Source organism: Nonomuraea basaltis (genome assembly GCF_005893125.1).
GTDB lineage: Bacteria > Actinomycetota > Actinomycetes > Streptosporangiales > Streptosporangiaceae > Nonomuraea > Nonomuraea basaltis.
Genome location: NZ_VCJS01000208.1, coordinates 1 through 22,352 on the forward strand (window position 1 = coordinate 1; position 22,352 = coordinate 22,352).

Below are 22,352 nucleotides of genomic sequence, written 5' to 3' on the forward strand. Positions count from 1 at the left end.
GGCGGGGAGGGAACCGCACCTGGAGACCTTCGGCGGCTGCGTGCTGGGCCAGCTCTGCCCGCCCGGCCAACTCGTCGCGCTCAGCGTCCTGGAGGGGCTGTTCTTCCAGGCCCACGGCCTGCGTGACATCTCGCTGAGCTACGCCCAGCAGACCAGCCCGGAGCAGGACATCGAGGCGGTGCTCGCGTTGCGCGCGCTGGCCGGGGAGTTCCTCGCCGGCGTCCGCTGGCACGTGGTCGTCTACGCATACATGGGCGTCTACCCCGAGACCCCGCGTGGCGCCGCGTCGCTGCTGGCCGCCGCCGCCGAGCTGGCCGTGCGCACCGGAGCGGAGCGGCTCATCGTCAAGACCGAGGCGGAGTCCCAGCGCATCCCCACGATCGAGGAGAACGTGGCCGCGCTGGAGCTGGCCGGTACGGCGGCGCGCGCGGCGCGGCCGGTCGCGCCGCCGCCGAGCCGTACCGACTCGCAGGTGTACGCCGAGGCGCGGCGGCTGGTCGAGGCCACGCTGGAGCTGCACCCGGACGTGGGCCGGGCGCTGTTGCGCGCGTTCAAGCTGGGTTACCTGGACATCCCCTACTGCGTGCACCCGGACAACCGGGGGGCGGCGCGCAGCCACATCGACGGCGACGGGGCGCTGCGCTGGGCGGACGTCGGCGCGCTGCCGCTGGACGGGCTGGTGGCGCGGCGCCGCTCCCGCCCGGTCGGCTCGGCCGAACTGCTGGACGCGCTCCACTACGTCCAGCGCAGGCACGACGGCCAGGAGTGAGTGCCCGGGCATGGAGCACGCGATCGCCGGGGCGAGCGCGGATGGTGGGGGCCGGCCGGATCACGATGAGGGGTACTAGGGGTGGGGCCGGCCGGGCGGCCGCGGTTAGCGTGCCCTGGTGGATAACGCATCGAGCCACGAGATCGCGATGGTTTTTCCAGGGATGGGGCCGACCGGGTTCGCCGACATCGAGCGGTTCGCCACCGAGGTGCCGCTGGCGTGGCGGCTGTTCGCCGAGGCCGACGAGGCGCTCGGCTACCCGGTGCTGGACCGGTTCCGCCGCGCGGACGGCGACTACTCCGAGTACGCCCAGGTGGCCTTCCTGGTCACCTGCCTGGCTCTGGCCGAGTGGGCGGAGCGTGAGGCGCTGCCCGCCCGCCCGGGGCTGTGCACCGGGCCGAGCTTCGGGGGTAAGGCGGCCGCCGCCTATGTGGGCTCGCTGCGTTTCGCCGACGCGGTGTGGATGACCGCCCGGCTGGCCCGGTGCGCGGCGGACTACTTCAGCCGGGAACACCGGAGCCTGGTCACCCACTCGTTCGTCCGGGTGGATCCAGAGGTGGCGGAGGAGATGCTCGGCAAGCTGACCGCGCGGGGCCGCGTGGCGGACGTGGCCTGCCGCGTGGACAGGGACTTCTTCATGGTCACGCTGTCGGCGGACGATCTGCCGGGGCTGGAGAAGGGGATCCGCGCCGCCGGCGGGCTGTCGCTGTACACGATGCGGCCGCCGATGCACTCCCCGGCCTTCGCCCGGCTGCGGGAACGCGCGGAGAAGGAGGTCCTGGACGAGTTGGAGTTCGCCGAGCCTCGGCTGCCGGTGATCTCCGACCACGACGGGTCGTTGCTGACCACCGGGGAACAGGTGCGGAACCTGCTCCTGGACGGCTTCGTCCGGCGGATGCACTGGCCGGGGACGGTCGAGGCGCTGCGTGCCCGGGGAGTGCGCACGGTCTGCGTGGCCGGGCCGGACGCCCTGTTCGGCCGGGTGCCGGCCACCACACGGCACTTCGAGGTGGTGCCGGTCGGCCCGAAGCGGCCGATTCTCGTCGGCGCGGCTCGCGATGCCGAGCCCCGCTCATCGCGCGGCGGAGAATTTGGTGTGGAGCGTGGCTCGGCAGCGGGGTGACCCGGCGGCCTCAGAGGGCTGGACGGGCCGCGCTGAGCGCCGCCCACAAGGCCCCCGGGGTGGTGAAGGTGTCCAGGACGAGCGCCTCCTCGTCGAACTGTACGGCGTAGTCGGCTTCCAGCGCGCTCAACAGTTCCACCGCGCCCATGGAATCCAAGCCGAATTCCCGGAGATTGGTGTCCGCAGTGAGTTCGTCGCCGGAAGACAGCAAGGGAAGGCGGTGCCGCAGCAGCGCCTCAAACTGTTTGTCCCACATGGCCTGAATTATGCCTCAATAACTCGCGCTGGGGGAGAAGAAAATGGGCGAAGATATTCACCGGAACCTCCACGGGCGATTTCTGGGCGGACTGGCCGCCGCGCCGCGCGGTGCGGCGCTGCGCCTCGGCGACCGCACGGTCACCTTTGAGGAGTTGCACGAGCTCGCCCTCATCTGGGCCGGGTCGCTGCTCCACAGCGGCGTCACGGGCCCGATAGGGGTGCTCGCGGAGAAGGGGACCACGGCCTACGCCGGGGTGCTCGCGGCGCTGTACGCCGGGGCGACGGTGGTGCCGCTGCACGTCGACTTCCCGCCCGACCGGACGGCGCGGATGGTGGCGGCGGCCGGCGTCACCGCCGTGATCGCCGATGCGCGCGGCGCCGGCCTGCTGCCCGAGCTGCGGGATCGCGGTTACCGCGGGGCCGCGTTGCTGCCCCGGGGCGGCGGCGAAGGGGGGATTCCGGTGGCGGCCGCGCACGCGCCGGCCGAACCGCGCGCGGTGCCGCCCGAGGCCCCCGCCTACATTCTGTTCACCTCCGGCTCGACCGGCCGGCCCAAGGGCGTTGTGCTCACCCACGGCAACCTGCACCACTACTTCGGCGTGCTGGACGGACGCTACGACTTCGGCCCCGACGACGCCTTCTCGCAGACCTTCGACCTGACCTTCGACTGCGGGATCTTCGACCTGTTCTGTGCCTGGGGCGCGGGTGCCCCAGCGGTGCCGGTGCCCCCGCGCGGCCACGCCGACCTGCCCGCCTTCCTAGAGCGTCACCGGGTGACCGTGTGGTTCTCCACGCCCAGCGGCATCAGCCTGGCCCGCCGGCTCGGCGCCCTACGGCCGGGCACACTGCCAGGCCTGCGGTGGAGCTTCTTCGCCGGAGAGGCGCTGCGCTGCCAGGACGTCGAGGACTGGACCCGCGCGGCGCCGTACTCCACGGTGGAGAACCTGTACGGGCCGACCGAGCTGACCGTGACGATCACGGGTCATCGCTGGTCGCCGGAACGCTCCGCGAAGCTCGCGGCCAACGGCGTCGTGCCGATCGGCGCCGTGCACCCCGGACACCAGGTCCTGCTCGTCACCGAGGACGGCCGGTTGACCGAGGAGGCGGAGGGGGAGCTGTGCGTCACCGGGCCGCAGCTCACCCCCGGGTACCTGGATCCGGAGGACGGCGCGGGCCGCTTCCTGGAGCACGCGGGGCACACCTGGTACCGCACCGGCGACCGGGTGCGGCGGCTCCCCGGGGACGAGCTGTGCTACCTGGGCCGGCGCGACGCCCAGGTGCAGGTGCAGGGCTGGCGGGTGGAACTGGCGGAGATCGAGCACGCGCTGCTGGCCGCCGGCGACGGGGTGGCCGAGGCGGCCGCGGTGGGGGTCGACGGCGCGGCCGGCACGGAGCTTGTGGTGTTCTACACCGGCGAGGCGCGTCCGCCGGTCGAGCTGGCCAACCGGCTGCGCCGTACGCTGCCGCACGGCATGGTGCCCAAGCGATATCACCACCTCGACGAACTTCCGCTCAACGCCAACCGCAAGGTGGACCGAAAGGCGCTCACCGCGCGCGCCGGCGAACTGCTACGCGCCGACAACAATTGTTTTTAGGGGGCGCTTAGGGGTTAGTCGGACTCCGAACGTTTCGTAGCTTGGTGGCGGCACCGAAAGGGTGGGAACCATCAAGCCTGGCGAGCTCAACGCTCCTAATATTCCTAGGTTGGTAATGGACAACGAAGAGAAACTTGTCAATTACCTGAAAAGAGCGACCGCCGATCTGCGGGAGTCTCGGCGGCGGTTGCGTGCCGCCGAGGATCGCCTGCGCGAGCTGGGCGTCGGCCCGGACGGCGGGGCGCCGATCGCGATCGTCGGCATGGCCTGCCGGTACCCGGGCGGGGTGACCGCACCCGAGGACCTGTGGCGGTTGCTCACCGACGAGATGGACGCGGTCACGCCCATGCCCGCCGACCGCGGCTGGGACATCGACGCGATCTACGACCCGGAGCGCGGCAAACCAGGCAAGACCTATGCCCGCGAGGGCGGCTTCCTCCGCGATGTGGCCGACTTCGAGCCGGAGTTCTTCGGCATCGGCCCCAACGAGGCCACCGCCATGGACCCGCAGCAGCGGCTGCTGCTGGAGACCACCTGGGAGGCGGTGGAACGCGCCGGGATCGACCCGACGGCGCTGCGCGGCAGCCGTACCGGGGTGTTCGTCGGAGTGATGTACGGCGACTACGGCTCGCGTAGCGACCGGGTGCCCCGCGGCGTGCAGGGATTCATCGCGCACGGCAGCCACCGCAGCGTGGCGTCCGGGCGGATCTCCTACCTGTACGGCTTCGAGGGGCCCGCGGTCACCGTGGACACCGCATGTTCGTCGTCGCTGGTGGCGCTGCACCTGGCGGCGCAGGCGCTGCGCGGCGGCGAGTGCGAGCTGGCGCTGGCCGGCGGCGCCACCGTGTTGTCCACCACGGAGCTGTTCGTCGACTCCGGACGGCAGGGCGTGCTCTCCCCGGACGGCCGCTGCAAGTCGTTCGCCGCGGCCGCGGACGGGGTCGGCTGGGGCGAAGGGGTCGGCCTGCTGCTGCTGGAACGGCTCTCCGACGCGCAGCGGCACGGGCACCCCGTGCTGGCCGTGATCCGCGGCTCCGCCGTGAACCAGGACGGCGCCAGCAGCGGCCTGACCGCGCCGAACGGTCCGTCCCAGGAGCGGGTGATCGGCGCCGCGCTGGCCGCGGCGGGGCTGTCGCCATCGGACGTCGACGTCGTGGAGGGGCACGGATCCGGGACCGGGCTGGGCGATCCCATCGAGGCGCAGGCGCTGCTGGCGACCTACGGGCAGGGCCGCGACCGACCGGTGTGGCTGGGGTCGGTGAAGTCGAACATCGGCCACGCCCAGGCGGCGTCCGGCGCCGCCGGGGTCATCAAGATGGTGCTGGCGATGCGGCACCGCACGCTCCCGAAGACGCTGCACGTGGATGCGCCGAGCCGGGAAGTGGACTGGTCCGTCGGCGCTGTGGAGCTGCTGACCGAATCCCGGCCATGGACGCGGGACGGCCACCCGCGCCGCGCCGGTGTCTCCGCGTTCGGGGTCAGCGGCACCAACGCCCACATCATCATCGAGGAGGCGCCGGACGAGGCCGTCCCGGCAGAGTCCTCACCCCCTGACCGCACGGCCGCGCCTCCCGCGGCGTCCCCGGTGATGCCGGTGGTGGTGTCGGCCAAGTCCGAGGCGGCGTTGCGCGCGCAAGCCGACCGGCTGGCCGGTTTCCTCGCCGGGCGCGGCGCCGACGCCGCGATGGCGGGCGTGGCGTGGGCGTTGACCCGGCGGGCGGCGCTGGCGCATCGGGCCGCGCTGGTGGCCGACGACCGGGACGGCCTGCTCGCCGCGCTGCGCGGCCTGGCCGCGGGCGAACCGCCGCCAGGCGTAACCGTCGAGGCGGCCCGGGCCGGGCGGCTGGGCCTGGTGTTCTCCGGACAGGGCGCGCAACGGCTCGGCATGGGCCGCGGCTTGTACGCGCGCTTCGGCGTGTTCGCGCAGGCCTTCGACGAGGCGGCCGAGCTCTTGACGGCCGAACTGGCCGGCGTCTCCGGCGGGTCGCCCGGGCTCGGCCTGCGTGAGGTGCTGGCGCCCGCATCCCAGGCCGACGAGACGGCCGCCGCCCTGGACCAGACGGTGTTCGCGCAGGCCGGGCTGTTCGCGGTGGAGACGGCGCTGTACCGGCTGCTGGAATCGTTCGGGGTCCGGCCCGACTTTGTGGCCGGTCACTCGATCGGGGAGATCACTGCGGCGCATGTGGCCGGGGTGCTGGAGTTGGCGGATGCGTGCCGGTTGGTGGCCGCTCGTGGCCGGTTGATGCAGGCGCTGCCCTCTGGGGGCGCGATGGCGGCGATCGGCTGCGGCGAAGAGGAACTCGCGCCGGTGCTGGCCGGCTACGACCAGGTGGCGGTGGCGGCGGTCAACGCGCCCGGTTCGGTGGTGGTCTCCGGCGCATCCGACCAGGTGGAGCAGGTCGTCGAGTGGGCGCGGCAGCACGGGTACCGGACCCGGCCGCTGCGGGTGTCGCACGCGTTCCACTCGCCGCTGATGGAGCCGATGCTGGCCGAGTTCGGGGAGGTCGTGGCGGGGTTGACGCTGCGGCGTCCGGAGCTGCCGCTGGTGTCCAACGTCTCGGGCGACCTGGCCGGCGAGGAGATCACCCGGGCCGGGTACTGGGTGGATCACGTGCGGCGGCCGGTGCGGTTCGCAGACGGCGTCCACGTCATGCGGCGACGCGGGGTCACCCGCTTCCTGGAGGTCGGCCCGGACGCGCAGCTCACCCCCATGGTCGAGGAAATTCTCGCCGACGGCGGCCACGCGGGCCTGGCGGTGCCGCTGCTGCGCCGCGACCGCGACGAGGCGGCTCACTTCGGCGCCGCACTCGGCGCGGCCTGGGCCGGGGGCGTGACCGTGGACTGGGCCGCCTGGTTCGCCGACCGTGAGACCCCGCCCCGTCCCGTCGGCCTGCCCACCTACCCGTTCCAGCGGCGCCGGTTCTGGCTGGAGGCGCACCGGGCGGGGGACGTGTCGGCGGTCGGCCAGGCGCCTGTTGAGCACCCGCTGCTCGCCGCCGCGGTGACCCACCCGGACGGCGCTGTCACCCTCACCGGGCAGCTATCCCCTCGTACCCAGCCCTGGCTGGCCGACCACACGATGAACGGCACCGTGATCTTTCCCGGGACCGGCTTCGTGGAGTTGGCGATCCGCGCCGGCGACGAGGTGGACTGCGGTCGGCTGGACGAGCTCGTCCTGGAGACCCCGCTGGTCATCCCCGCCGCGGGGGCCCGGGAGGGGGACACCGGGGACGCGGGCGGCGTAGCCGTACAGGTCGCCGTGGGGGCGCCGGACGATCGGGGCCGCCGCGCCTTGGAGATCCACTCGACGGCAGGGGAAGGCTGGATCCGGCACGCCCAGGGCACCCTGGCGCCCGCCACGGCCGACGGCGCCGGCCTCACCGCGTGGCCGCCCCCGGACGCGCGGCCCGTGGACGTCGACGGGCTCGACGACCGGCTGGCCGAGCGCGGCTATGAGTACGGCCCGGCGTTTCGCGCGGTGCGCGCCGCCTGGCGACGCGGTGACGAGTTCTACGCCGAGGTGGCGCTGCCGGAGGGGGTGGAGTCCACCGGATACGGCGCGCACCCCGCGCTGCTGGATGCCGCACTGCGGGTGGGCCTGCTGCCCGAGGTGGACGCGGAGACGACCGGGGGCCGACCGGCCGACGGGGCCGGGCACGAGCACGGGCGTCCGGTGGTTCCGTTCGCCTGGCGCGGGGTCGAGCTGCACGCCACCGGCGCCGCCGCGGCACGGGTACGGCTGCGCCCGGACGACACCGCCGGGGCGGGAGCCGTACGGCTGGACCTGGCCGACGCGACGGGCCGCCCTCTGGCCACTGTGACATCGCTCGAGTCCCGCCCGCTCGCCGCCGACCTTCCGGCGACGCGCCCGCTTTACGAGGTGGAGTGGCGGCCGCTGGCCGCGCTGGACGACGCCGCGCCGGACAACGGCGCGGCGGAGGGGCCGGCCGCGCGGGACGCCATCGCGGCGGCCGAGGTGCACGTGGCCGCCTGGGATGACATCGCTGCCCGAGATGACACCGCGGCGGCCACATCCCCGCCGGAGCGGGTACGGCACGGCGTGGCGGCCACGTTGGAGCGCGTGCGGCGCTGGCTGGCCGCCGAGCCCTCCGCCGAGGACACACTTGTGATCGCGACCAGGGGCGCGGTCGCGATCGGCGGCGCGGCGCCGGACGTGGCGCAGGCGGCAGTCTGGGGGCTGGCCCGGGCCGCCAGGGAAGAGAGCCAGGGACGGATCGTCCTGGTCGATTTGGACCCCGAGCTGGACCCGGACCGCGCTGTGATCGACGAGGCCGCCGCGGCCTCGTTGCGCGCCGGAGAGCCCGAGGCGGCCGTTCGCGCCGGCCGGCTCTGGGTGCCCCGGCTGACCCACCTCGACGCCGGGAATTCCGCCGGCCGCCCCGCCGTACGACGAGCCGAGAATGACGCCGGTGTGGCCTGGCCGGCCGAGGGCACCACGCTGATCACCGGGGGGACCGGCGGCCTGGGCGCCCTGCTGGCCCGGCACCTGGTCACCGAGCACGGGGTGCGGCACCTGGTGCTGACCAGTCGCCGCGGCCTCGACGCACCTGGCGCGGCCGAGCTGCGCGACGAGCTGACCGGGCTGGGCGCCGAGGTGACGGTGGCCGCCTGCGACGTGGCCGACCGCGCCGCGCTCGCCGCGCTCCTGGACGAGGTCCCGCCCCAGCGTCCCCTCGCCGCCGTGGTGCACGCGGCCGGAGTGCTGGCCGACGGCACCATCCCGGCGCTCGACGAGGAGCGGGTGGCGCGGGTGCTGCGGCCCAAGGTGGACGGCGCATGGCACCTGCACGAGCTGACCCGCGACCGCGACCTGCGGGCGTTCGTGCTGTTCTCCTCGACGACCGGGCTGATGGACGCCGCCGGACAGGGCAACTACGCGGCGGCCAACGCCGCGCTGGACGCGCTCGCCGTACGGCGGGCCGCCGCCGGGCTCCCGGCGATCTCGGTGGCCTGGGGGGCGTGGGAGGCGGAACGCGGCATGGCCGGCCGGCTGGACGGCCGTCAGGCCGCCCGTCTGGCCGCCTCCGGGATGCGACCGCTCACCGCCGCGGAGGGGCTGGCCCTGTTCGACGCGGCGCTGGCCGCGGGGCACCCCGCGCCAGTGGCCTGCCGGCTGGACCTCGCCGCGCTGCGCGGCCGGGACGCGGAGCCGCCTCCGGTGCTGCGCGCGCTGGCCGGCCGCCGGTCGGCCCGTGCCGCCGCGGCCGGGTCGGGCTCGCTCACCGACCGGCTGGACCGGCTGTCCCCGGCGGAGCGGCGGGAGCTGCTGCTGGGCGTGGTCCGCGCGGAGGCCGCCGGCGTGCTGGGGTACGACGCGGCCGAGTCGGTGCCGGTGGACCGGGCCTTCCAGGAGCTGGGCTTCGACTCGCTGTCCGGAGTGGAGCTGCGCAACCGGCTGGGCCGGCGGGTCGGCGTGGCGCTGCCGGCGACGCTGGTCTTCGACCACCCGACGGTGACCGCGCTGGCGGCCTTCCTGGCGGACCGGTCCGGAGGGAAGCCGGAGCCGGCGCCAGCGGCCCGGACGGCGCCCCCCGCCGCGGCCGACCCCATCGCGATCGTGGGGCTCGCCTGCCGGTACCCGGGCGGCGTGGACTCCCCGGAAGACCTCTGGCGGCTGTTGACCGAGGGCGGGGACGCGGTGGGCGAGTTCCCCGCCGACCGCGGCTGGGACCTCGGGTCGCTGTTCCACCCGGAGCCCGGGCACGAGGGGACCTCGTACGCGAGGGAGGCCGCCTTCCTGTACGGCGCCGCCGACTTCGACCCCGACTTCTTCGGGATCAGCCCGCGCGAGGCGGCGGAGATGGACCCACAGGAGCGGCAGTTCCTGGAGGTGTCCTGGGACGCGCTGGAGCGGGCCGGGATCGACCCGACGTCGCTGGGGGAGACCAGCGCCGGGGTTTTCGCCGGGGTGATGTACCACGACTACGTGCCCGCCGGCGCCGGCGGCGCCACGGTCTCCGGGCGCGTCTCCTACACCCTCGGCCTGCGCGGCCCCGCGCTCTCCGTGGACACCGCCTGCTCGTCCTCGCTGGTGGCGCTGCATCTGGCCGCGGACGCGCTGCGGCGCGGCGAATGCGACCTGGCGCTGGCCGGCGGGGTGACGGTGATGGCCACCCCGGGGGCGTTCGTGGAGTTCTCGCGGCAGCGAGGGCTGGCCGCTGATGGGAGGTGCAAGTCGTTCGCCGAGGCGGCTGACGGAGTCGGCTGGGGCGAGGGTGTGGGCGTGCTGGTGGTGGAGCGGTTGTCGGATGCCCGGCGTCGTGGGCATCGGGTGCTGGCGGTGCTGCGCGGCTCGGCGGTGAACCAGGACGGTGCCTCGAACGGGCTGACCGCGCCGAATGGCCCCTCGCAGGAGCGGGTGATCGAGGCGGCGCTGGCCTCGGCGGGAATCGGCCCCGCACAGGTGGACGTGGTCGAAGCGCACGGCACCGGCACGGCGCTGGGCGATCCGATCGAGGCGCAGGCGTTGCTGGCCGCCTATGGTCAGGACCGGCGGTCGCCGTTGTGGCTGGGGTCGGTGAAGTCGAATCTGGGACATACTCAGGCGGCGGCCGGGGTGGCCGGTGTGATCAAGATGATCCTGGCGATGCGGCATGGGCTGTTGCCCAGGACGTTGCACGTGGACGCGCCGTCGTCGAAGGTGGACTGGTCCGGCGGGGCGGTGGAGCTGCTGACCGAACCCCAGCCCTGGCCGCACGCTGCGGACCGGCCGCGCCGGGCGGGAGTGTCGTCGTTCGGCATCTCCGGCACCAACGCCCACGTCATCTTGGAAGAGCCGCCCGTTGAGGAGCCGTCGGCGGAGATCGTGGCCGGTGAGGACACCGCCATGCCTCCCGTACTGCCGATGCTGGTGTCGGCCAAGAGCGAGGCGGCGCTGCGGGCGCAGGCCGACCGGCTGGCCGGGCTCATGACCGAGCACGACGAGGCCGATCTGCTGGATGTGGCCGTCGAGCTGACCCGAAGGGCCGGCCTGCCACGGCGCGCGGCCGTACTGGGCGAGACCCGGGAGACCGCGGTGGCCGGGCTGCGCGCGCTGGCCGCCGGCGAGCAGGCCGCGGAGCTCGTCCGAGGTCTCGTGCACGACGGCGCCGACCAGCCGGTGTTCGTCTTCCCCGGGCAGGGCGGCCAGTGGCCCGGCATGGCGATCGAGCTGCTGGACTCCTCGCCCGCGTTCGCCGAGGCCCTGGAGCGCTGCGCCGCGGAGATCGAGGCGCTGGTGGACTGGCGGGTACGCGAGGCGCTGCGCGACGCCCGGATGCTCGACCGGGTCGACGTGGTCCAGCCGGTGCTCTGGGCGGTCATGGTGGCGCTGGCGGAGACCTGGCGCGCGGCCGGGGTCGAGCCGGCCGCGGTGGTCGGCCACTCGCAGGGAGAGATCGCCGCCGCCTGTGTGGCCGGGGCGCTGTCACTGGCCGACGGGGCGCGGGTGGTGGTGACGCGTGCCCGCGCGGTCGCCGAGCGCCTGTCCGGCAGGAACGGCGGCATGATGTCGGTGGCGCTGCCCGCCGAACGGATGACCGAGGTGCTCGCCGAGTACGGCGACGCGGTGTCGGTGGCCGTGGTGAACGGGCCCGGCTCGGTGGCGCTGGCCGGCGACGCCGCGGCGCTGGACGCGCTGGAGGCCCGGCTGCGGGCGGACGGCACCCGCGTCAAGCGGCTGGCCGTGGACTACGCCTCGCACGGCGCGCAGGTGGAAGTGCTGCGCGAACCGCTGCTGCGCGAACTGGCGGGGCTGCGCCCGCAGACCGCCCGCGTGCCCTTCTACTCCACAGTGGTCGCGGCCGAGCTGGACACCGCCGGGCTCGACGCCGAGTACTGGTACACGAACCTGCGGCGGACCGTGCGGTTCGCGGAGACCACCCGGGCGCTGCTGGCCCGGGGCCGCCGGGTGTTCCTGGAGATGAGCCCCCATCCGATGCTCACTCCGGCCATCGAGGAGACCGCCGCCGCGGACGGCGTGGACGTGGCCGCGCTGGGCACGCTCCGCCGTGACGAGGGCGGCCGGTTCACGACGGCGCTGGCCGAGGCGTGGCTGCGCGGAGTGCCGGTGGACTGGCCGAAGGTCCTGCCGATCGCGCGGCGGCGCGTGGAACTGCCCACCTACCCTTTCCAGCACGACAGGTACTGGAAGCCGGCCACCCCGGGTGGACCGGCCGGGCTGAGCGCCGCCGGCCTGGACTCCGCCGACCATCCGCTGCTCGCCGCGGTGCTGGACGAGCCGGACGGTGACGGGCTGGTCTTCTCCGGCCGGCTGTCCATCGCGGGTCAGCCGTGGCTCGCCGACCACCGGGTGGCCGACCGGATCGTGGTACCCGGCGCCGCGTTGGTGGAGATGGCGTTGCACGCCGCCGACAGGGCCGGCTGCGACATGCTGGAGGAGCTGATCCTGGAACGCCCGCTGGTGCTGCCCGACGACGGCGCGACCCGGGTGCGCGTGGTGGTCGGCGCCGCCGAGGACGGCCACCGGCAGATCTCCGTGTACGCCGCGCCGGCGTCGGCGGACACGGTCGGCGCCGCGGCGACCCCCGCGTGGACCCGGCACGCCACCGGCACCCTGGCGACGGCCGCCGGCGCGGAACCGCCCGCCCCGCAGCCGCCCGGCCCGGCCTGGCCGCCGGGAGACGCGCGGCAGCTGGACATCGGGGAGCTGTACGAGACCCTCGCCGCCGGCGGGTACGGCTACGGGCCGGCGTTCCGGGGGCTGCGCCGTGCCTGGCGCCGCGGCGACGAAATCTTCGCCGAGGTCGCTTTGGCCGAGCCGGTCGCCGGCGAGGCGGACCGGTTCGGGATCCACCCGGCGCTGCTGGACGCCGCGCTGCACACCGCCGGGCTCCTCGACGGCGATGCCTCCGGCGCGCCCCGGCTGCCGTTCACCTGGCGCGGCGTACGGCTGCGCACCACGGGCGCCACCGCGGCACGGGTACGGCTGCGCGGCGTCGCCGACCGGCCCGGCACCGACGAGCTCGACCGCGGGCGGGACGGTTCGGGCCCGGGGACGACGGACCGCTTCGCCATCGAGCTGGCCGACCCCGGGGGGACCCCGATGGCCTCGGTGGACGCCGTGGTGGTGCGCCCGGTGACCGACGGGGAGCTGGCTCACGCGGCGGCGGCGAACGTTCAGCCACCGCGACTCACCTGGACGCCGCTGCCCCCGGTGGCCTCGCTGCCCCCGGTGGCGGAGCCGCTCGCCAACGGCGCGGGATCGGTCAACGGCGCGGCCGAACCGCGGGCAGACGCGGCGACGGCACACCTCGCCGCCACGCACCGGGAGGAGCCCGCCGGTGCCGCGACCCCGGGCCTCGAGGTGTTCCACGTGCCCCGCGACGGTGGCGAGGACCCGGCCGCCGCCGCTCACGCGGCCACCCGGGCCACCCTGGACGCGCTGCGCGAGTGGCTGTCCGGCGACCGGCCGGACGGCGCCCGGCTGGCCGTGGTGGTACGGCACGCGGCGGCGGTCGTCCCAGGAGAGGACGCCGATCCCGCACACGCGGCGGCCACCGGCCTGGTGCGTGCCGCGCAGGCGGAACATCCCGACCGGTTCGTCCTGCTCGACACCGACGGGCAAGACCCGCCGTGGGCGGCGGTACGGGCAGCGATCGAAGCGGGCGAACCGGAGCTGGCCCTGCGCGCCGGCACGGTTCACGCGCCGCGGCTGGTGCGGGACGCCGACGCGCTCGTCCCCCCGGCCGGGCCGTGGCGGCTGGCCACCACCGGCAAGGGCACGCTGTCCAACCTCGCGCTGCTGCCGGCGCCGGAGGCGACCCGCCCGCTGGCGCCCACCGAGGTACGGCTGGCGCCCCGCGTCGCCGGGATCAACTTCCACGATCTGGTGGTCGCCCTCGACATGATCACGGAGGAGGACGACGGCCTGATCGGCGAGGCCGCCGGGGTGGTGCTGGAGGTCGGCTCCGCCGTCACCGACCTGCGGCCGGGCGACCGGGTGACCGGCCTGGTCGACGGCGGCGCCGGCACCGTGGCGATCACCGACCGGCGGCTGCTCGTCCCGATCCCGGACAACTGGTCGTTCACCGCGGCCGCGGTGCTGCCGATCGTCAATCTCACCGCCTACTACGGCCTGGTCGACCTGGCCGGCGTGGGTCCGGGGGATCGGGTGCTGGTGCACGCGGGCGCGGGCGGAGTCGGCATGGCCGCGATCCAGCTCGCCCGGCACCTGGGCGCGGAGGTCTACGCGACCGCGTCGCCCGCCAAGTGGCCCGTGCTGCACGCGCTCGGCCTGGACGAGGCCCACCTGGCCTCCTCCAGAGACCTCGGCTTCCGGGAGAAGTTCCTGGCCGCCACCGGCGGCGCGGGGATGGACGTGGTGCTCAACTCGCTGGCCAGGGAGTTCGTCGACGCCTCGCTGGAGCTGCTGCCCCGCGGCGGCCACTTCCTGGAGATGGGCAAGACCGACATCCGGCGGGCGGAAGAGGTGGCCGGCACCCACCCGGGCGTCGTCTACCAGGCGTACGACATGGTGGCCCAGTCGCGCACCGAGCACCCGGCGGGCACCCCGGAGCGGGTCCAGGAGATCCTCGCCGAGGTCCTGCGGCTGTACGAACACGACGTGCTGCGGCCGGCCCCCGTCACCGTCTGGGACGCCCGGCGCGCCAGGGACGCCTTCCGGCACCTCCAGCAGGCACGCCACGTCGGCAAGCTCGCGCTGACCGTGCCGCGGGAGCTCGACCCGGACGGCACCGTCCTGATCACCGGCGGCACCGGCGTCCTCGCCGGGCACGTCGCCCGCCACCTGGTGACCCGGTACGGCGCGCGGCACCTGCTGCTGGTCACCCGCCGCGGCGCCGACGCACCCGGCGCCGCCGAGCTCCGCGACGAGCTGGCCGAGCTGGGCGCCTCGACCCGGGTCGAGTCCTGCGACGTGGCCGACCGGGACGCCCTCGCCGCGCTGCTCGACGGCATCCCGGCGGCGCATCCGCTGACCGGGGTGGTGCACGCGGCCGGCGTCCTCGACGACGCCACGATCGCCTCGCTCACCCCCGACCGGCTCGCCGCGGTGCTGCGTCCCAAGGCCGACAGCGCCTGGCACCTCCACGACCTGACCCGAGGGTACGACCTCGCCCTGTTCGTCCTGTTCTCCTCGGCCGCCGGGCTGCTCGGCTCGCCCGGGCAGGGCAACTACGCCGCCGGGAACGCCTTCCTGGACGCGCTCGCCCAGCATCGGCGCCATCTCGGCCTGCCCGGGCACTCGCTGGCCTGGGGGCTGTGGGCGGAACGCAGCGCGATGACCGCCCACGTGGGCACGGGCGACTCGGCGCGGCTGGCCGCGACCGGGCTGCGCGAACTCGACACCGAGACCGGACTGCGCCGCTTCGACGCCGCCGTCTCCGGGGACGCCCCAGTGGTGCTCGCCGCGGACGTGGACACGGACGCGCTGTCCGGCCACCCCGTGCCGCCGGTACTGCGTGGCCTGGTGGCCGCGCCGGCGCGGCGACGGGCCGCGGCCGACACGCCCACGACGGAGGAGTCGCTGACCGAAAGGCTGACGGGGCTGCTCCCGGCCGAACAGCGCCGCATCCTCCTCGACCTGGTCCGCTCGCACGTGGCCGCGGTGCTCGGGCACGCCGGCGTCGACGCGATCGCGGCGGAGCGGGCCTTCGCCGAGCTGGGCTTCGACTCGCTGACCGCGGTGGAGCTGCGGAACCGGCTGGCCGCCGCCGCCGGGCTGCGCCTCCCGGCGACGCTGGTCTTCGACCACCCCAACCCGGAGGCACTGGTGACGTTCCTCCTCGAGGAACTCGACCCGGAGCACGCCGACCCGGCGCGCGCCGTACTCGACGAACTCGAACGACTGGAGGCCACGATGGCCGAGCCGCTCGCCGAGGCTCCGCCCGGGCAGGCCGATGTGGAGGCGGTGGCGGCCCGGCTGGAGGCGCTGGCCCGCCGGTGGCGGGAGGCGCACCGCCGTGCCGACGGCAACGGAGCCTCGCGCGAGCCGGCGCGGGATCTCGCCGCGGCGACCGACGAGGAGCTGTTCGCGGTGCTGGACAGCGAGCTGGGCGGCCCGGACGGGACGTCCTGAACGGGGGAGATGACTCATGTCGGGCGACGACCGGCTGCGTGACTACCTGCGCAGGGCCACCGCGGATCTCCAGGAGACCCGGCGGCAGCTCCGCGATGTGACGGAACGGGCCAGGGAGCCGATCGCGATCGTCGGCATGGCCTGCCGGTACCCGGGCGGGGTGGCCACCCCGGAGGAGCTGTGGACCCTGGTGGCCGCGGGGCGGGAGGGCATCTCCGGCTTCCCCACCGACCGGGGCTGGGATGTGGACGCGCTCTACGACCCGGAGCTGACCCGCCCCGGGACCAGCTACGTCAACCGCGGCGGATTCCTGCAAGGCTCCGGCGGGTTCGACGCCGACTTCTTCGGGATGAGCCCGCGCGAGGCCACCGCCACCGACCCGCAGCAGCGGCTCATCCTGGAAACCTCCTGGGAGGCCCTGGAGCACGCCGGCGTCGACCCGTCCGGGCTGCGGCGCAGCCGCACCGGGGTCTATGTCGGGGTGATGGCTCCGGACTACGCGATCGGTTACGGCCGGGACGTGCCCGAGGCCGAGGGCCTGCTCAGCACCGGATCGCACGGCAGTGTGGTGTCCGGGCGGGTGGCGTACGCGTTCGGCTTGGAAGGGCCGGCGGTGTCGGTGGACACGGCGTGTTCGTCGTCGCTGGTGGCGTTGCATTTGGCGGCGCAGGCGTTGCGTACAGGGGAGTGTGACCTGGCGCTGGTCGGCGGGGTGACGGTGATGGCCACGCCGGAGACGTTCACCGAGTTCGCCCGGCAGCGAGGGCTGGCCCCGGACAGCCGGGTGAAGGCGTTCGCCGACGCCGCGGACGGCACCGCCTGGGGCGAGGGTGTCGGGGTGCTGGTGGTGGAGCGGCTCTCGGACGCCCGCCGCCACGGGCACAGGGTCCTGGCGGTGGTACGCGGCACCGCGATCAACCAGGACGGCGCCTCCAACGGCCTGACCGCGCCGAACGGCCCCTCCCAAGAGCGGGTGATCTTGCAGGCGCTGGCGGCCGCCGGCGTGGTGGCCGCGGATGTGGACGTGGTCGAAGCACACGGTACGGGGACGGCGCTGGGCGATCCGATCGAGGCGCAGGCGTTGCTGGCCACGTATGGCCGGGGGCGGCGGTCGCCGTTGTGGCTGGGGTCGGTGAAGTCGAATCTGGGGCATACCCAGGCGGCGGCCGGGGTGGCCGGTGTGATCAAGATGGTCATGGCGATGCGGCACGGGTTGTTGCCCAAGACGCTGCACGTGGACGCCCCGTCCTCCAAGGTGAACTGGTCCTGCGGCGCGGTGGAGCTGCTGACCGAGGCCCGGCAGTGGCCGCGGACCGAGGGCCGGCCGCGCCGGGCGGGGGTGTCGTCGTTCGGCTTCAGCGGCACCAACGCTCATGTGATCCTGGAAGAGCCGCCCGTTGAGGAGCCGCCGCCGGCCGGGGAGGGATCGCCCGTTTCGGCCGGAACGGAAGACAGAGCCGCACCGGTGCCTGTGGTGGTGTCGGCCAAGAGCGAGGTGGCGCTGCGGGCGCAGGCCGACCGGCTGGCCGGGTTCATGACCGAGCACGACGAGGCCGACGTGCTCGATGTGGCCGTCGAGTTGATCCGAAGGGCCGCCCTGGAGCATCGGGCGGTGCTGCCGGCGGCGGATCGGGAGGGTCTGCTGGCTGGGTTGCGGGCGCTGGCCTCTGGCGAGTCGGCGACTGGGGAGTTGGCGGTCGGAGGGTTGGCGGCCGGGGTGCTGGGGTCGTCCTCGGTGGTGGGTCGGGTGCGGCCGGGCCGGGTGGCGGTGTTGTTTTCCGGTCAGGGTGCTCAGCGGCCGGGGATGGGCCGGGAGTTGTATGCGGCTTTCCCGGTGTTCGCCCGCGCTTTCGATGAGGCGTGTGCGTTGCTGGAGGCCGAGCTCACAGCCGCCGATGCTGCGGGTGTGGTGACCGGGCTGGCCGGTGGTGTGGGCTTGCGGGAGATCATCCTCGGCGAGGCCAGCCAGACCGGTGGTTCTGAGGCTGCTGGGTCTGGTTCTGCTGTGGGTGGGGTGCTGGATCAGACGGTGTTCGCGCAGGCCGGGTTGTTCGCGGTGGAGACGGCGTTGTACCGGCTGCTGGAGTCGCTGGGGGTCCGGCCCGACTTTGTGGCCGGGCATTCGCTGGGTGAGATCACCGCGGCGCATGTGGCCGGGGTGCTGGAGCTGGCGGATGCGTGCCGGTTGGTGGCCGCTCGCGGCCGGTTGATGCAGGCACTGCCCGCTGGGGGTGCGATGGCGGCGATCGGCTGCGGCGAAGAGGAACTCGCGCCGGTGCTGGCCGGGCGTGGCGAGATCTCGGTGGCGGCGGTGAACGCGCCCGGTTCGGTGGTGGTCTCCGGCGCGTCCGACCAGGTCGCCCAGGTCGTCGAGTGGGCGCGGCAGCACGGTTATCGGACCCGCCAGTTGCGGGTGTCGCACGCGTTCCACTCCCCTTTGATGGAGCCGATGCTGGCCGAGTTCGGGGAGGTGGCGGCTTCGCTTGTGTTCCACCCGCCGACCGTGGCGCTGGTGTCGGGGGTGAGCGGTCGGCTGGCCGGGCCGCAGATCACCGAGCCCGGCTACTGGGTGGAGCATGTGCACCGGCCGGTGCGGTTCGCTGACACTGTCACCGCCCTGCGCGGGCTCGGAGTCGGCTGTTTCCTGGAGGCCGGTCCGGACGCCCAGCTGACCCCCATGATCGAACAGACCCTCGCCCACCACGACGACGCCGACCACGAACACGCCGACGCCCGCAGTGCCGACAGCGGCCCAGAGCCTGCCTCGGTGGTGGCGTTGCTGCGGCGTGATCGGGACGAGACCGCCCAACTGGTCGCCGGACTGGGCCAGGCCTGGACCTGTGGCACCGGCGTGGACTGGACCGCCTGGCCGGCCTGGGCCACCGCACCAGCTGGACCGGCCGGCGCTCGCATCGGCCATCTGGACCTGCCCACCTACCCCTTCCAGCGGCGGCATTACTGGCTGTTCCCCCCGGGGCGCTCGCAATCGGGTGGAGCCGCCGTCACCGACCGTCCTTCCGTGTTCGAAGTGGCGTGGCGGCAGTTGGGGCCGACGTCCGCACCCCTCAGTGCGGTGGCCACCGGCGACACACTCATCATCGATTCCACAGACGGTGCTGACGGAGCCCAGGGCGCTGCTGATGTGCTCGATCGAGTCCGGAGCGCTCTGCGTACCGTCCTGGCCGGCTTGCATGGCTGGTTGACCGAAGCGGACCCGCGGCCGGCAGTGGTGGTGACCCGGGGCGCGGTGGCCGTGGCCGACGGCGAGGTTCCGGATCCGGTGCAGGCGGCGGTGTGGGGGCTGGTGCGGGCTGCTCAGTCGGAGGAACCCGGCCGGATCACGCTGGTCGACCTTGACCCGGACGACGGTTCGCTGGACTCAGACGACGGTTCGCTGGAGGGCGCGCAGGTGGCCCTCGGTCCGGAGCGGGCTTCGGCGAGTGCCGTGCCGGTCCTCACCGTCGGCGGTGGGGACCGCCTTGCGGGCGGTGTGGGTGCCGCGCTGGCTTGTGGTGAGCCGGAGGTGGCGGTGCGCGGCGGCCGGCTGTGGGCCTCCCGGATGACGCACGTCGCATCCCCCGACCCGGATGGTGGAGCCTCCTCTTCGCCTGGCGGGGCTGGCCGGGTGGATGGTGTGGATGCAGGTGAGGAGCCGGTGGCGGCTTGGCCGGTGGATGGGACCACGCTGATCACCGGTGGCACCGGCGGGCTGGGTGCTTTGGTGGCGCGGCATTTGGTGGCCGAGCACGGCGTGCGGCATTTGCTGCTGGTCTCGCGCCGGGGCCTGGACGCCCCGGGGGCGGCTGAGCTGTGTGATGAGCTGACGGAACAGGGTGCCGAGGTTGTGGTGGCCGCCTGCGACGTGGCTGATCGGGACGCGCTGGCGGTGCTGTTGGAGGGGATCGGTGAGGCGTGGCCGTTGCGTGCTGTGGTGCATGCGGCAGGGGTGGTGGATGACGGGGTGATCACGTCGTTGTCGGCCGGGCAGGTGGAGGCGGTGCTGCGGCCCAAGGTGGACGCGGCCTGGCATCTGGACGAGCTGACCCGGGATGGTGGTGTGGCCCGGTTCGTGGTGTTCTCCTCGCTGGCCGGGGTGGTGGATGGGGCCGGGCAGGGCAACTACGCGGCTGCGAATGCCTTCGTCGATGCGTTGGCTGTGGGGCGGGCGGCGGCTGGTCTGCCGGCGGTCTCGCTGGCGTGGGGGCCGTGGGCCGAGGAGCGGGGCATGGCGGGGCGGATCGGCGCGCGGGATGAGGCGCGGATGCGTGCGGCCGGGCTGGTGGCGTTGACCGCGGGTCAGGGTCTGGCCCTGTTGGACGCCGGCTTGGAGGCCGGTCGGCCGTATCTGGTGCCGGCCCGGTTCGATCCGGCCGCGCTGGGCCGGCGGGGGGCCGATCTGCCGGCTCTGCTGCGCGAGCTGGCTGGTCCGGTCGCGCGCCCCACCGCCGACCCCGCCCGGGCAGCCGGCCCAGCCGATTCCACCGGAACCCCTGGAGCCGCTGGGGCGGTGCAGCCGGTGGTGGCGGAGCTGGCGCAACTGTCGGCCCCGCAGCGGCAGCGGCGGTTGCTGGATGTGGTCTGTGGCCAGGCGGCGGTCACGTTGGGTCACGACTCCGCTCAGGCGATCGATGCCGACCGGCCCTTCCAGGAGTTCGGGTTCGACTCGCTGACCGCGGTGGAGTTGCGTAACCGGCTGCAGGCGGTGACGGGGCTACGGCTCCGCCCCGCCCTGGTGTTCGATCATCCCACTCCGCGCGCGCTGGCGATGCATCTGGATACCGCCCTGTTCGGCGGAGCTGCCCGTCGCCCGGCCCCGGCCGCCCCGCGCGGCGGCTCCGCCGGTGATGCCGCTGGTGATCTCATCGCTGTTGTCGGGATGGCCTGCCGTTTCCCCGGTCAGGTCACCAGCCCCGAAGACCTGTGGCAACTCCTGATCGACGACCGCGATGGCATCATAGGCTTCCCCACCGACCGAGGCTGGAACCTGGGATCGTTGTTCCATCCGGACCCCGACCACCCGGGAACCTCGTACGTCCGTACCGGCGGATTCCTGAACGGTGCCGCCGACTTCGACCCGGAGTTCTTCGCGCTCAGTCCGCGCGAAGCGGTGGCAATGGATCCCCAGCAGCGGCTCATCCTGGAAACCTCCTGGGAGGCCCTGGAGCACGCCGGCATCAACCCATCCGAACTGCGCGGCACCCCGACCGGGGTGTTCACCGGAGTGATGGCCAACGACTACGGATCCGGCTCGGTCGCCACACCGGAGGCCGAGGGCCTGGTGGCCACCGGAACGCAGGGCAGTGTGGTGTCCGGGCGGGTGGCGTACGCGTTCGGCTTGGAGGGGCCGGCGGTGTCGGTGGATACGGCGTGTTCGTCGTCGTTGGTGGCGTTGCATTTGGCGGCGCAGGCGTTGCGTGCGGGGGAGTGTGATCTGGCGCTGGCGGGTGGGGTGACGGTGATGGCCACCCCGGATGCGTTCGTGGAGTTTTCGCGGCAGCGGGGCCTGTCCGCCGACGGGCGGTGCAAATCGTTCGCCGAAGCGGCCGATGGGGTCGGCTGGGGCGAGGGTGTCGGGGTGCTGGTGGTGGAGCGGCTGTCGGACGCCCGCCGCCGTGGGCATCGGGTCCTGGCGGTGCTGCGCGGCAGCGCGGTCAACCAGGACGGCGCCTCCAACGGGCTGACCGCGCCGAACGGCCCCTCCCAAGAGCGGGTGATCGCTCAGGCGCTGGCCGCTGCTGGGCTCGCGCCCGGCGATGTGGACGTGGTCGAAGCACACGGCACCGGCACCGCGCTGGGCGATCCGATCGAGGCGCAGGCGTTGCTGGCCACTTACGGCCAGGACCGGCGCTCGCCGTTGTGGCTGGGCTCGGTGAAGTCGAATCTGGGGCATACCCAGGCGGCGGCCGGGGTGGCCGGTGTGATCAAGATGATCCTGGCGATGCGGCACGGGACGCTGCCCAAGACGCTGCACGTCGACGCGCCGTCCTCCAAGGTGGACTGGTCCGGCGGGGCGGTGGAACTGCTGACCGAACCCCAGCCCTGGCCGCACGCTGCGGACCGGCCGCGCCGGGCGGGAGTGTCCTCGTTCGGCATCTCCGGCACCAACGCCCACGTCATCCTGGAAGAACCGCCCGTTGAGGAGCCGTCGGCCGTCGGCGCTGGCACGGTTGTGCCGTCAGCGGAGATCACGGCCGGCGCGGTGCGGGACGATGGAGACCCCAATCAAGGGCGAGCTGCCATCCCCGCCGCAGCCTCCACCGAGACAGAAGACACCGCCGCGCTTCCGGTACTTCCGATGCTGGTGTCGGCCAAGAGCGAGGCGGCGTTGCGGGCGCAGGCCGCCCGGCTGGCCGAATTCGTGATCGGGCATGATGCGGCTGGTCCGGTGGAGGTGGCGGCCGGGCTGGCGCGCCGGGCCGCCCTGGAGTACCGGGCGGTGCTGCCGGTGGCGGATCGGGAGGGTCTGCTGGCTGGGTTGCGGGCGTTGGCCTCTGGCGAGTCGGTGTCCGGGGAGTTGGCGGTCGGAGGGTTGGCGGCCGGGGTACTGGG

The 22,352-nt window shown here is 74.2% G+C and carries 5 protein-coding genes and 1 pseudogene; 5 read left to right on the forward strand and 1 reads right to left on the reverse strand.

Going from position 1 to position 22,352, the window contains the following annotated elements; all coding sequences use genetic code 11:
- Positions 1 to 769: pseudogene (locus tag EJK15_RS53875) on the forward strand (methylaspartate mutase); the annotation flags it as partial.
- Between the two features lie 118 nt (positions 770 to 887).
- The gene (locus tag EJK15_RS53880; protein ID WP_206061677.1) at positions 888 to 1,892 is read left to right on the forward strand and encodes an ACP S-malonyltransferase; all 1,005 of its coding nucleotides are present in this window, start codon (positions 888 to 890) and stop codon (positions 1,890 to 1,892) included.
- Positions 1,893 to 1,902: 10 nt separating this feature from the next.
- Here EJK15_RS53880 and EJK15_RS53885 read toward each other — a convergent pair whose 3' ends face one another.
- Entirely contained in the window at positions 1,903 to 2,148 is a 246-nt protein-coding gene (locus EJK15_RS53885; RefSeq protein ID WP_138718228.1) for an acyl carrier protein, read from the reverse strand.
- 43 nt (positions 2,149 to 2,191) lie between these two features.
- On the opposite strand from EJK15_RS53885, the gene EJK15_RS53890 reads away from it, so the two are divergent.
- From EJK15_RS53890 to EJK15_RS75485, 3 genes are all read left to right on the forward strand, one after another.
- Entirely contained in the window at positions 2,192 to 3,745 is a 1,554-nt protein-coding gene (locus EJK15_RS53890; protein ID WP_138718229.1) for an AMP-binding protein, read from the forward strand.
- A 115-nt stretch (positions 3,746 to 3,860) separates the two neighbouring features.
- Positions 3,861 to 15,803 (forward strand): type I polyketide synthase, encoded by an 11,943-nt coding sequence (locus EJK15_RS53895; RefSeq protein WP_138718230.1) that lies wholly within the window; start codon positions 3,861 to 3,863, stop codon positions 15,801 to 15,803.
- A gap of 16 nt (positions 15,804 to 15,819) precedes the next feature.
- On the forward strand, positions 15,820 to 22,352 hold a 6,533-nt coding region (locus tag EJK15_RS75485), incomplete at its 3' end, for a type I polyketide synthase (RefSeq protein ID WP_138718231.1).